Genomic DNA, 13,154 nt, shown 5'->3' on the forward strand with positions numbered 1-13,154 from the left:
AAAGCACTGATTATGTACATATTAACAAAATAAACAAGATTTCTAAAGCTTCTGGGCTTTTTTATTGAAACTACTATAATAATAGAAGCAAGCTTTGGCTTCCTTATTGCGTTTGAAAATACAATAAGGATGTCAGCTGATAGCCTTATTGTGTCAGCTCACAGGCTTATTGTAATGGAAGCTATATTATAAGGAGTGTGAGCTTTTGTGAGTAGGAACGCTCTCCTATGTATTTTTTGTTGGTAAGAGAATATTGAGTTTATTATATAACGAAAGGATAATATTAACGCATTTTGGGGATGAATCAAAAAAGGAACAAAATTTCACCTACAATTATAAAAAGGCAGGAAAATATTTGGACGATAATAGAAAATGCTGTATCTTAGCATTCCAATATAAACGCCATAGTCTATGAAGCATGAAATGCCCAAGCTCAACTATCCTCTTGATGGATTGAAGCCTAGGATAAGTGAGGATACGATGAAGTTCCATTATGGCAAACATCTCCAAGCTTACACAGACAACTTAAACAAGCTCATCAAGGGAACAGAATTTGAAGATAAGAGTTTAGAAGAAATTGTTAGAACGGCCAATGGTGCCATTTATAATAATGCTGCCCAGGTATGGAATCACACATTTTTCTTTGAAACTTTATCTCCCACTGCAAAACCTATCAGCGGCACATTGAAAGCGAAATTGATAGCAACGTATGGGAGTATAGATAATTTCAAAAACCAATTGATGGCAAAAGCTACGGGATTATTCGGTTCTGGGTGGATTTGGCTTACATACAACGAACGCAATCAATTAAACATTGAAGCGATGACAAATGCAGGTAATCCACTACAAAAGAACATGACTCCGCTTATGACTATAGACGTTTGGGAACATGCCTACTATCTAGACTACCAAAATCGCCGTGCGGACTTTTGCGAAGCCGTATGGGAGTTGACGGACTGGCAGCTAGTAGAACAGCGCATGGAGAAAAATCTTTTCAACATCTATTATTAATTATACGTTATTAAATTAACACTAAAGTAAGACATCAAAATGAAAAAGTATCGTTGTACAGTATGTGACTGGGTATATGACCCAGAGGTTGGAGATCCAGATGCAGGTATTGAGCCTGGAACTGCTTTTGAAGATTTACCCGAAGATTTCGTATGCCCTCTCTGCGGCGTTGGTAAAGACGACTTTGAAGTAGTTGAAGAATAAAAGCTACAAACTAAGACACATACTTATAGTAAAAGGAAGAATTCCATCAGGAATCCTTCCTTTTTTATTCATCACAATGATGTCGATTTATCATTAGAATCTGGCTTAAGTCGCGCTGCCAATCTGGATGTTCCTTTAAAAAGCTATCGATATGGCGTCTACGTTTCTCCTCTAGAATTTCATCTTCGGCAATCAAAATACCTGTCTCTTCCACTTCTCCAAAAGCATGATTTATCGCTGTACCAAAAAAGTGCATTGTCAGCGAAAGGTTCATGTAAGCATTAACGAGAGGAGGAATATTATAACCTCTAGCACGAACATTCTTATTCAATATTTTGTAGTCTTCTTTAAAATCCTTTTCCACAAAAAGACGTTCTAAGAAGAAAGCGTCTGTTTCTAGTTTAATTGGGTTAGTTGGGATAATCAAATGATCTCTATCGCCAAAATGCTTATCTAGAAAGTAAAGTATCATATCACGAGCGGGGCGGTCGAAACTCGGATACATCGTCATTTTACCAAAAAAATATTTCAATTCAGGAATAATCACGGTAAGAGCGCCCAAACCATCCCAAAGATTATCTAATGCGAACAAACCTTTGGTCATTGCACGGCTACTTTGATATTCCAGCGTTACGAAAGAACGCCCTAATTCCGTAGTACGCGGTGCATAGTTGCAAATGAACTCTTCTGAGAAATGAAACATGTGACTTGTTGCAAGAATAGGTTGTCCAGCATTGTCATATTTCCAATCGCTACCAGGAAGGAAACGATAGCCACCAAGAATCACTTCATTTTCTGGATCCCAAACAAGCAGTTGGTAGTAAGGGTGATCAGACATATCAAACTCGTCCAAATCACAACTTAATCCAGTTCCCCCTCCTGCAGTGCGGAAAGCAATCTCTCTCAGACGACCAATTTCACGCAACACATTAGGGGCTTGTTGCCACGTTACAACATAAATTTCATTGCCGCCTTTATTTGTTGAGCGTAACTTACGATCCGGTGTAAGTTCAGATTTCAACAAACGACGTTCAATAGGAGCTATGATTTCTTCTTCCATATACTTTTTCATACAACCTAAAAGGTTGTTTCTCTGTTCAAATTATAGACAACATTCTGCACATATTCAGCCCACTCAACAGGCTTGCGAGTTTTATCAAAGGTTTGCCATGGAATGGGTTTACCAATGGTGATTGTAAATGTCTTATGACGATTTTTCATCATCTCATCAACTAGATAAAGCATCGCAATATTAACCTTAAGATGTAGGGCTTTACAGATATTGGCGAGACGATAAAAGCGTTCACTATTGGAGCCGCTAAAATGAATAGGAATCACATCACGATGTGTCTCAACACTCTTGGTTACAAACGTTTTTTGCCAAGTCAAATCGCGCACTTTTCCTTTATTTTTCCTACTACACAAACCAGCTGGAAACATTATGATAGCATCATCTGAATGGAATCCAGCCTCTACCATCGCAGGAAAACTACGACTCTGCGAACCTGTTTTATTTATTGGTATACAAAGAGGGGCAAGCCCATGAAGATTCATGAGTAAATCATTAACCAAATACTTTACATGACCTTCAAAATATTCTCCCAAAACAGCACCTAACGCCACACCATCTTGTCCACCTAGCGGGTGATTACTAACAAAAGTATAGTGCCCAGCTTCGGTTACTGGAGGAAGATTCTCACGCCCCACGACATTAAGGTTCATATCCAAAAAGCGAACACAATCCCAAAGCCAAGGTACCCCCTGTTTTTCGCCTTCTCCCTTCAAAAACACATTAAGTTCGTCTTGATGAATAATTTTCTTCAAATAATTAAGAAGAAAACGGGGGACAAAACGAGCCTTCTTACCCATCTTATCATGTACAACCCTATCAAGGTCAATCAAATAAATATGTTCAGACATAAATATCTTTACAACTTCTAATACCAACGAACACAGTTGTTGTTCGTTTAGCTTTGCAAAAATAATAATAAAATTCTCAGATTAACAGGTATAGACAATAGAAAGTTTATTTCACATGAAATAAACGATAGTATATAAAGATTATAAAAGGAAGAAATGTACTAAAATGAAATATAATTTACGCAATAATAATCTGCAAGTAAAAGCTTCACATTCTTTTTACACTTCCATTTTAGTACATTTCTGGATTAAAGTCTAAACAATATTAGTTATTTAAGCATGCACGAAAGTTCCGAGATTTTCTCCTTCAAGAACTTTTTTAAGATTACCCACTTTATCCATATTGAACACATAGATAGGTAAGTCGTTGTCTTTGGCCATTGCGATGGCAGTAGTATCCATCACTTTCAAACCACGCTGAAGCACTTCATCGTAACTGATATCATCAAATTTAGTTGCCGTCGGATCTTTTTCAGGATCTGCTGTGTAAACACCATCAACACGCGTTCCCTTCAGCATGACATCAGCTTCAATCTCTATACCACGGAGAGTAGAACCTGTATCTGTTGAGAAATAAGGATTCCCCGTTCCTGCTCCCATGATGACAATTTCATTGCGTTCCAATATTCGCAAAGCTTTCCATTTATTGTAAAAATCGCCAATAGGCTCCATGCGAATAGCAGTCAAGACTCTACTCTTTACACCAATAGCACCTAAGGCGCTACTTAGCGCGAGAGAATTAATGACAGTAGCACACATTCCCATTTGGTCTCCCTTTACACGGTCGAAGCCTTTACCTGCTCCCTGCAAGCCACGGAAGATATTGCCACCACCTATAACAATTCCTATTTGTACGCCCATCTCATGGATTTCCTTGATTTGTTGAGCATATTCGTTTAAACGCTTTGTGTCTATACCGAAACCTTGTGTTCCAGCTAAACTTTCACCGCTCAATTTCAATAAGATTCGATTAAATTTTGCCATTCTATTCTAATATTTAATTCTTTCAGAGGCGAAATTAAGGAATCTGATGATAAAAAGCCTCATCAAACAAAGCTTATTTAATTTCCGCTCTAAAAATTCTATGATAACAGATTGCCTGCACACCACCCCGCACAAACATAAAAGTCAGAAAAGCAATCCACAAGCCAGCATTACTGAATTTTGGAAAAAGTAAAAAACGAAGCAAAAAGAAACTTGCAGCAGCTAGAAAAACAGCAAGCAGCATAAGGCGTGACGAAGTTGTTCCAATATAAAGCCCATCATAGAGAAAAGCAGCAAAACCAGTTAAAGGAATAAATACTGCATAAGGCAGATACTTCTGTGCTGTTACTATTACCTCTCCCTGAGCAGTGAGAAGTTTCAGCAGCTCATTTCCTCCCATTACATATACAATGGTAAAAACAAGCATCAGTCCTATTCCCCAAATAAAAAGATTGCGAGTAAGATTTTGGAACATTTCAAAATTTTTAGCTCCATAAGCTTTTCCTCCAATAGCTTCCCCTGCATAGGCAAAGCCATCCATCACATAGGAAAATAAGATATAAAACTGCAAGAGCAGAGCATTTGCAGCTAGAATTGTATCACTCTGAGTTGCTCCTGTTGCAGTAAAAAAGAGCTGCACAGCCACTAAACAAAGTGTTCTAAAAAATATGTCGCGATTTACGGATAAAAAACGTCCCCATGGAAGTACTGCTTGAGATGAAATTTTGCGCCAAAGGACACTTATAGGACGATGGTTTGAAAACGGAAAGAATATATACATAAGAAAAGCAAGCCATTGCGACACTAACGTACCGAAGGCAATTCCTTCTACTTTCCAATCAAAATACATCGTCAGTAACATACTCACCAATATATTGATAACATTTTGCAGAATAGCCACAATCATTGGCACACGGGCATTTTGCTGCCCCAAAAACCATCCAGCCAAACTATAAATACCTAACATAGCTGGTGCCCCCCATATTAGGATTCGGAAATAAGAGCCAGCCATGATTGAAACGTCTGGAGAGCTTTTCATCATCCATAAAGAGAATCGAAGCAATGGTTGCTGCAACAGGATAAAGGCAAAAGCAAGACCGAAAGCCATTCGTAGCGAACGTTGGAGGATATGATTTATCTCTTCCACATTCCCACGACCATAGGCTTGCGAAGTGAACCCTCCTGTTCCCATTCTAAGGAAGCCACAGAGCCAATACAACATATTAAAAATCATACCGCCCACAGCGATAGCTCCGATACAATCGACGGATCCAATATGTCCAGAAATCCATAGATCAACTAAGCCGAGCAAGGGAACAGTAACGTTCGAAACAATACTTGGAATTGCAATTTTTAGAATTTGGCGATTCATAAGATTATTCTTATTGGAGAACAAACTGAACTTCCTTAAAAGCATATCGCCGCAAATGCCCTGCTGCATCTCTTAGTAATAGATGTCCATTTTCTTCTATATCAGCTATCTCTGCTTGGAACTCTCCATTTTTATCACGATAAGTATACACACCTTCACGACGATAGAGACAAGCCTTATACTCCTCATTGATAGCTTCTCGTTCTCCTTTTTCCAAACGAGAATAATAATGCAAAAAACTTTGAAGCCAACGTTCAAGAACAAGATATCGGTTTACTTCAAAACCTAAAATCTGTGCTACCGAAACTGGATTAGGGGCATCACTTAAAAAGCTCTGTTGATTCACATTGATACCAGGCCCCACAATGGTATGCGCAATCATTGAACCTTGTAAGTCGTGTTCCAAGAGCATCCCACATATTTTTTTATCGCCATAATACACATCATTAGGCCACTTTACCGTTGTTTCACAATAAGGACGCAAGGCATCAACAACAGCCAAAGCTGTAATTTCTGAAAGATAGAACTGCTCATCAGCTCGAAGAAAATTAGGATGTGCTAACAAACCGAATGTCATATTCTTTCCGTTGTCAGATTCCCAATGAGTACCTCGTTGCCCCCTCCCTGTTTTCTGTTTATCAGCATCAACAAGCAGAAACTTTTCTGTTCGCTCGCGCACTTCAGGTGCTCGGAGATAGAGCATTGTCGAGTCAGTCACATTAAGATGTACGTAACCTACCTCTGGTGGCAAACTTTCAGCAAAAAAAACGATATTGGCTTTTTTAGATAACTTATTTAGTACCAATTCATAAGATAAGTCTATGAGTTGCAAAATGAGTTCATCGCGTACATCACTATCCACATAAACAGCATTCCAGTGCAGTTTCTCAAAATGACACGCCTCACCTACACCTTCGTAATGCGCGCGAAGTTTTTGAGCATATTCAGGATCACATTTTAAAACAATACAATCAGCGCGCTCAAGTGGTAACACTGCAAACATCTTATTACACACCTTAAAAACCAATGTCGTATCATCAAAAGGGAAACTCTCGGAAGCTCCCCGCTTACTAAGACAATACTCACGCAGTTGTTCTATATCTATCATCTAATAAAATTTATGAATGTAATGTTTCCGCCGAGTAAGATCCACGGAATAAGCATCTATGTAGTGCGTCACTTCAAAAGGCTCTTGCTCACCTACCACAGTGATAACATCGAAACGGTAAGAACAATTAAGATAATGCTCCTGCATATAAGCTTCTGCAGCCACAGCCAGATTGCGCTGTTTGTGCACATCGACCGCTCCAAGAGCAGTAAACTCTCCTTCCCTACTGCGCGTTTTTACTTCAACAAAAACTAATTCTCCGTAGTTGTCAGCAATAATGTCCACTTCTAGATGCCCCACACGCCAGTTGCGCTCAAGTAGGCGATAGTCAAGAGAGCTAAGATAGCGACAAGCCACCTCTTCACCCAGCGCACCAAGCCTATTATGCTCTGCCATATCAACGCTTATTTTTAAAAAAATCTTTCATTAGGGCACTGCATTCTTCTGCTAGAACTCCACTACACACTTCTGTTTTGGGATGAAGGGCTTCGGGAGCAAATTTAGAGAAACCTCTCTTTTCATCGCTCGCACCATAAACTAGACGACCTAATTGTGACCAGCCCAAAGCTCCAGCACACATCACACAGGGCTCAAGTGTGACATAGAGCGTACAAGGATCAAGGTACTTCCCGCCCAAAGCATCAGCAGCTGCAGTAATTGCTTGCATTTCGGCATGAGCTGTCACATCGTGAAGCGTTTCCGTCAGATTGTGCGCTCGAGCAATAATGCGGTCTTTACAAACTACCACTACGCCCACAGGGATTTCCCCTTCTTCATAAGCTTGTCGCGCTTCTGCAAGTGCTTTCGTCATATAATCTTCGTCGGTCATAATTCTAAAGATTCTAAGGTATAAGAAATAAATATCTATTACTTTTCACTCGTCACCAATTTCAGTCCAATTCTCCCGCGGCGCTCATCAATTTCTAACACACGAACAACAACGCGCTGCTGTATATGAACCACTTCGGCAGGATTAGTCACTCGATGATTTGCCAAGTTCGACTTATGAATAAGCCCATCTTTATGGATACCCAAATTAACAAAACAGCCAAAATCGGTAATATTCGTTATAACACCAGGAAGTTCCATACCTATTTTTAGATCTTCAATGCTCTTCACTTTTTCATCAAAGCGAAAAACAGTGGCATGACCTCGTGGGTCTCTTCCTGGCTTTCCCAGCTCGGAGATAATGTCGTTCAATGTTGGCAAGCCCACAGCATCCGTACAGTATTTTTGTAGATCTATCGCCTTGCGCTTCTCTGCCGAGCGTATGAGCTCGGGCACATCACAATGTTCATCTTTCGCCATCTGCTCTACCAGTGCATAACGCTCTGGATGTACTGCTGTATTATCTAAAGGATTAACAGCATCAGGTATGCGAAGAAAACCAGCACACTGCTCATAAGCTTTCGCACCAAGGCGTGGTACATTGAGCAAATCTTTACGCGAAGAAAAAGGGCCATTTTCCGCACGATAATCCACGATATTTTGTGCTAATGCTGGACCTAATCCTGAAATATAAGTAAGAAGGCTCTTACTGGCAGTATTGAGATTTACGCCGACAGCATTCACGCAACTTTCCACTGTTAAATCGAGTGATTTCTTCAGTTCACTCTGATCCACATCGTGCTGATACTGCCCTACACCGATCGCCTTTGGATCAATCTTTACTAATTCAGCTAATGGATCTGCCAAGCGGCGACCTATACTTACTGCACCACGCACTGTCACATCGTGATCGGGAAATTCTTCACGGGCTAATTTTGAAGCAGAATACACCGAAGCACCATCTTCCGACACTAAAAAAACAGAAATAGCATCGCCAAGATTAAGACTATTGATAAATGTTTCGGTCTCACGCCCCGCCGTTCCGTTTCCGATAGCTATTGCGTCAGGCTTATACACTTCAACCATATTGCGCACTTTTCTCATGGCAGAACCTATCATCTGCTTAGGCGGATGAGGATAGATAGTCTCATTGTGAAGCAGAGTTCCCTGTGCATCCAAGCAAACTACTTTACAACCAGTTCGAAAGCCAGGATCAATTCCCATAATGCGCTGCTGCCCGAGTGGAGGAGCTAACAATAATTGTTTAAGATTACTTGCAAACACACGAATAGCATCTGCATCAGCCTTAGCCTTGCTCTGCCCCGCAAACTCTGTTTCGATAGAAGGACGAAGCAAACGTTTGTAAGCATCTACAGCAGCTAGATGAAGTTGTGAAGACTCTCGCACGAACTGTGGACGACCATGCTCAAAGAGGTAGTCACATTTTCGCAACACAAAACCTATAGCCTGCTCCTCATCATGTGGAGTTATACTCACCCGCAAATATCCTTCAGCTTCTCCACGTCGCATTGCCAACAAACGGTGAGAACTACAACGGGAGAGCGGTTCAGCATTGTCGAAATAATCGCGATATTTCTGCGCTTCTTCTTCCTTTCCTTTCACCACCACAGAACGAATCCATGCTTGACGACTATAAGAAGTACGTACAGTGTTTCGAACTTCTTCGTTCTCGCTCACTCTCTCTGCAATAATATCACGCGCTCCCTGCAAAGCAGCTTCCTCATCCAGAACTTCATCTGTTAGAAATGGAGCAACGAGAGTATCCAATCGCGCCTCGGGATGCTTCATCAGCAAATCGGCTAAAGGTTCCAAACCGCGCTGTCGAGCTTTTTCTGCTCGTGTATGTCGCTTAGGTTTATAAGGCAAATAGATGTCTTCAAGAACAGTTGAATCCCAACAATTCTCGATACGCTTGCGAAGCTCGTCAGTTAGTTTTCCTTGTTCATCAATGGTGAGCAAAATCGTATTCTTACGATGCTGCATTTCAGAGAGTCGGTCGTTCTCATCTTTCACCGCAGCTACTTCCACTTCATTCAATCCTCCCGTCACTTCTTTGCGATAGCGAGAGATAAACGGAATTGTAGCACCTTCATTAAGAAGTTTGATAGTTCGCTGTACCTGCTGCTCGTTGATATTCAACCGCTGCGCTATAATATTAACTATCTCCATTTATAGATTCTTTTACCGAGCGAAGATAACAATAAGTTTTGATTGCCCGTTGAAAATAGAGCACATCTATCATCTCCACACATTATAATCACAGAAAGAGAAAAACAAACAATACACTTAATCCAACATTTATAAAATAGAACAACGAGGAGCATTAGTATAGACTTTGGAGCTAAAAAACTTTCTTCAATACTATAAACGTAAAAGATGTATAAAACCTAAAAATAGAAAACATAATAGATTTTTAGTATATTTGTCAGCAATCTCCATGGAAGCATCTTTTATTTTCAACTAATTATTGACAACTACAAATATGTGAATTATGAAAGCAGACACAAAGAAACCCTATTTTTTCAACGTAAAAAAAGGAGCAGAAACGTACACAGAAACAGCTAAAAACCATCATTTACCCCCCCAAAAAACAAACGTAGCAAAGTACTTTTCAACAAACTAACCCTTTTGAAAAATACGTCGAAATTATTGACAGCGATAAGTCTTTACAAAGGTCATAGATTTACAGAACTCCTAAGTAGACCATCCTTTATACAACGCTTTTATCTTACAATATCAATGAAAACATTGATTCTTCTCACATTCTTTGCGCTATATAGCTCTATATCTATAGCACAACAAAAGGGAAAAACAGACAGCATCTATATTCATGGGCGTGTTGTTGAAAAATTGAGCCAAAGGCCGATAGAGGACGCATCAATTATGGCTATCAACACGCAAGGAGACATTGTTTCTTCCACCAAGACAGTTGATTATTATAAACTCTATGGCGTAGATGGAGGAGGTGATGTTTTGATAGAATTTAGTTTGGCAGTACCTAATTTCGGAAACTATACATTGCTCGTACAAAAAGATAAGTTTCTGGATTTGAGTTATCCTATTACTATTCCTGAAAAGCAATATGGAAAAAGAACTACCCTCTATGAAGTTGGCGATCTCTCCCTAGAGCGCGTGATTGAGCTTCGCGAGGCAACGGTCAAAGCCTCAAAAGTGATGATGCTCGTAAAAGGAGATACAATTATCTATAATGCTGATGCTTTTCAGTTATCCAATGGTTCTCTCTTGGATAAACTCATAGAACAACTCCCTGGAGTTTCACTAAAAAACGGCGGACAGATCTTAGTCAATGGAGAATTTGTGAGCAGTCTGCTAATCGATGGTAAGGATTTCTTCAACGGAGATGCAGCAGTGGCTCTACGCAATCTTCCAGCCTATGCAGTCAACAAAGTCAAGGTCTATAGAAGAGGAGCAGAAGACAGCTATTTAACTATGAAAGACACAACAGATAGAAGGCAAGACCCTTTGGTTATGGATGTGCGTTTGCGCAAAGACTATCATAGTCGTTGGCTGGGAAACATTAGTCTTGGCGGAGGAACTCATAGTCGCTACAATCTGCGAGGCTTTGCTATGCACTCAAGCGACATTTTACGATTCACAGCCTATGGGCGCCTCAACAATGTGGGAGATACTCGCCGCCCTACTGAGGGAGACACTTGGAGCATAGAGGATTTTTCAACTTCGCCTACTATAGATAAGGAGGGAGGAGCTGACATTTATTGGCAATCCCTACGCTCAAAAGCCTATATAACAGCTTCGCTCAAAGGAGGACAGCAGATTGAGACAATAGGAAGCGGCACTATGAGCCACCATTACCTCACAGATGGCACTTCTTATGATGGACTGGAGAAAACTTTTGGAGACAATCGCTCGCATAGCTTTGAATATAATGGTCGCTTTGTTTTGCCATTACGCAAAGTCTTTATAGAATTTAAATCCCTCCTTGAATATCAAAAGACTGAGCAAAACACAACCTCCCAATCAGCTCTTTTGAAAACACTCTCCTCTACTATTACCATACCTATAGACTCTGTACGTTCTCCGATATATGCGCCCTATCTTATTAGCGACTCCCAATCAAAAGACGCGGGTATGACCAAAAATTTAACCACCGCGCTCGGAGGTTTGGTAAAATTCGTTTCTCCACTAACGGGAAACACCATCACACTAGACACTGACGCCTCTTTCTATGATGGAAAAGCGTCTAACCACTATCGAGGCGACCGCTTTACCTGGAATGTGAGTGACAGGATGATGAAAGAGAACAGAGCTTTACTTCCGTCTCAGACATACTCATTTGGAACTAAGATAGATTACGAAATCTCTTTAAAAGCCTTCCGATGGAAACTATCTTATGGTTATTCCTATCTTTACACAAAACAAGACAGAGACATCCCGTTTGATATTATCAACTCTTACAGCTATAATGCTCGGCACAATAGGCATAACTTACAGAGCGATTTGGAGTGGATAAAAGATGGTCACATCCTACTACTTCGTTTACCACTAAGTTTTGAAAAAAGGACGGCAAACGACACACGTTCCACACAAATACAGAAACATTACACTCTTTTCACACCCTCTTTCACGTGGTTGTCCCCCTTTGGACTATATGCTTATTATAACTTGAGCGTTGACCCTCAAAAAATGTCGCAACTCTTCGACATCACTGATACCTATAACATGCAACAAATCTATAAGGGAAATCCGCATTTAAAGCCCTCGCAGCAGCATACTTTCGAGCTGAACTATTCCTCAAAAGCAAAAAAATCTGCTCAAGCGTGGCATGCAAACACACGTTATTCAATAGGGCATAACGAAGTGGTTTATACCTCTCTGCTCAACACTGCCACGGGCGTCTATACCCTCACACCAAAAAACGTTAGTGGGAATTATCTTGTCAGTTTGGATGCTGGCTATAGCCGCAGCTTAGACACTCAAAACCACTGGACGCTTAGCTCTGAAGTAGGAGTTTGGATACAACATCAAAGTTATTTTACTACAACCTCTCTAACCAATATGGCGCGAGGCTCGTCCAACTCTGAAAACTTCAAAGCCAACCTACGCTTAACATGGCGTCTGCCACAACTACAAATCAATCTAAAAACAGGTGTACAGACGCTCTCTGCAACCAATAATCGTGCTAACCATTATGGTGGAACAGACTGGGTCAATGGCATCCTTCTTAACTACAATTTACCCTATGACTTCCAAATAAATTCCGATTTCACGCTATTCTTACGGTCGGGGTATTCTTTGGCAGGCATTCGACACTGTAGCAGTCTATGGAATGCCTCCATCAGTAAATCTTTTGGCAAACATTTAGGTTTTCGTTTAGATGCCTATGACTTACTCCATCAGTTGAACAATATCGAACGAATAGCCACCGCCTCCTATTGGCAAGAAAAGAACAAACTGACGCTTCCAAAATATTTTATGCTAAATGCAACATGGATATTTTGAAATGTGAGTAATAATTATCCTTATCGCGTCAGCTGATACTATAAGGATGTCAGCTGACGCGCTTATTGTGTCAGCTGACGCAATAAAGATAGTTACATCTCTCTATATCGTGGATACACATTCGTCACAAAAGAACTCAGAAAAAAGTTTTAGAGGCTTCAGTATTAATAATAGAACCTAATTTACAAAAACTCAAACACAAAAAACGTCACTAGAGCTTCGCAC

General features: G+C 40.3%; 11 protein-coding genes. 3 read left to right on the plus strand and 8 right to left on the minus strand.

The window, feature by feature from the left end; translation table 11 throughout:
* Positions 1-411: 411 nt before the first annotated feature.
* Positions 412-1,011 (plus strand): superoxide dismutase, encoded by a 600-nt coding sequence (locus ACO4R2_RS09060; RefSeq protein WP_183694294.1) that lies wholly within the window; start codon positions 412-414, stop codon positions 1,009-1,011.
* A gap of 39 nt (positions 1,012-1,050) precedes the next feature.
* Positions 1,051-1,215 carry a rubredoxin gene (gene rd, locus ACO4R2_RS09065; RefSeq protein WP_009347521.1) on the plus strand — a complete coding sequence of 55 codons (165 nt, stop codon included), beginning with the start codon at positions 1,051-1,053 and terminating at the stop codon, positions 1,213-1,215.
* Between the two features lie 64 nt (positions 1,216-1,279).
* Here the strand turns inward: rd and glsB are convergent, their stop codons facing one another.
* The 8 genes from glsB to ACO4R2_RS09105 all read right to left on the minus strand — a co-directional run bounded on the left by glsB (position 1,280) and on the right by ACO4R2_RS09105 (position 9,617).
* Entirely contained in the window at positions 1,280-2,275 is a 996-nt protein-coding gene (gene glsB / locus ACO4R2_RS09070; protein ID WP_484769970.1) for a glycine N(alpha)-acyltransferase GlsB, read from the minus strand.
* A 17-nt stretch (positions 2,276-2,292) separates the two neighbouring features.
* On the minus strand, positions 2,293-3,135 hold the full coding sequence (gene glsA, locus ACO4R2_RS09075) for a lyso-glycine lipid O-acyltransferase GlsA (protein ID WP_484769971.1): 843 nt from the start codon (positions 3,133-3,135) through the stop codon (positions 2,293-2,295).
* A 273-nt stretch (positions 3,136-3,408) separates the two neighbouring features.
* Positions 3,409-4,119, minus strand: coding sequence for a UMP kinase (gene pyrH / locus ACO4R2_RS09080; RefSeq protein ID WP_311491209.1), 711 nt, complete (start codon positions 4,117-4,119; stop codon positions 3,409-3,411).
* Positions 4,120-4,192: 73 nt separating this feature from the next.
* Positions 4,193-5,491, minus strand: a complete 1,299-nt coding sequence (locus tag ACO4R2_RS09085) for an MATE family efflux transporter (protein WP_484769972.1) — start codon at positions 5,489-5,491, stop codon at positions 4,193-4,195.
* Positions 5,492-5,501: 10 nt separating this feature from the next.
* Positions 5,502-6,599: a biotin--[acetyl-CoA-carboxylase] ligase gene (locus ACO4R2_RS09090; protein WP_484769973.1), complete on the minus strand. Its 1,098-nt coding sequence runs from the start codon at positions 6,597-6,599 to the stop codon at positions 5,502-5,504.
* Entirely contained in the window at positions 6,600-6,995 is a 396-nt protein-coding gene (locus ACO4R2_RS09095; RefSeq protein ID WP_484769974.1) for a YraN family protein, read from the minus strand.
* A 1-nt stretch (position 6,996) separates the two neighbouring features.
* Positions 6,997-7,428 carry a deaminase gene (locus ACO4R2_RS09100; protein ID WP_311491205.1) on the minus strand — a complete coding sequence of 144 codons (432 nt, stop codon included), beginning with the start codon at positions 7,426-7,428 and terminating at the stop codon, positions 6,997-6,999.
* A gap of 38 nt (positions 7,429-7,466) precedes the next feature.
* Positions 7,467-9,617 carry a Tex family protein gene (locus ACO4R2_RS09105; protein ID WP_484769975.1) on the minus strand — a complete coding sequence of 717 codons (2,151 nt, stop codon included), beginning with the start codon at positions 9,615-9,617 and terminating at the stop codon, positions 7,467-7,469.
* 570 nt (positions 9,618-10,187) lie between these two features.
* Between ACO4R2_RS09105 and ACO4R2_RS09110 the strand changes: the two genes are divergently transcribed.
* Positions 10,188-12,929, plus strand: coding sequence for a TonB-dependent receptor (locus ACO4R2_RS09110; protein WP_484769976.1), 2,742 nt, complete (start codon positions 10,188-10,190; stop codon positions 12,927-12,929).
* The last annotated feature ends 225 nt before the right edge of the window (positions 12,930-13,154 follow it).

Source organism: Alloprevotella sp., from assembly GCF_057240785.1.

What these genes read in the sequence shown, in the direction of transcription:
- ACO4R2_RS09060 (WP_183694294.1), top strand. Translation starts at nt 412, where the DNA reads ATGAAGCATGAAATGCCCAAGCTCAACTATCCTCTTGATGGATTGAAG.
- rd (WP_009347521.1), top strand. Translation starts at nt 1,051, where the DNA reads ATGAAAAAGTATCGTTGTACAGTATGTGACTGGGTATATGACCCAGAG.
- glsB (WP_484769970.1), bottom strand. Translation starts at nt 2,275, where the DNA reads ATGGAAGAAGAAATCATAGCTCCTATTGAACGTCGTTTGTTGAAATCT.
- glsA (WP_484769971.1), bottom strand. Translation starts at nt 3,135, where the DNA reads ATGTCTGAACATATTTATTTGATTGACCTTGATAGGGTTGTACATGAT.
- pyrH (WP_311491209.1), bottom strand. Translation starts at nt 4,119, where the DNA reads ATGGCAAAATTTAATCGAATCTTATTGAAATTGAGCGGTGAAAGTTTA.
- ACO4R2_RS09085 (WP_484769972.1), bottom strand. Translation starts at nt 5,491, where the DNA reads ATGAATCGCCAAATTCTAAAAATTGCAATTCCAAGTATTGTTTCGAAC.
- ACO4R2_RS09090 (WP_484769973.1), bottom strand. Translation starts at nt 6,599, where the DNA reads ATGATAGATATAGAACAACTGCGTGAGTATTGTCTTAGTAAGCGGGGA.
- ACO4R2_RS09095 (WP_484769974.1), bottom strand. Translation starts at nt 6,995, where the DNA reads ATGGCAGAGCATAATAGGCTTGGTGCGCTGGGTGAAGAGGTGGCTTGT.
- ACO4R2_RS09100 (WP_311491205.1), bottom strand. Translation starts at nt 7,428, where the DNA reads ATGACCGACGAAGATTATATGACGAAAGCACTTGCAGAAGCGCGACAA.
- ACO4R2_RS09105 (WP_484769975.1), bottom strand. Translation starts at nt 9,617, where the DNA reads ATGGAGATAGTTAATATTATAGCGCAGCGGTTGAATATCAACGAGCAG.
- ACO4R2_RS09110 (WP_484769976.1), top strand. Translation starts at nt 10,188, where the DNA reads ATGAAAACATTGATTCTTCTCACATTCTTTGCGCTATATAGCTCTATA.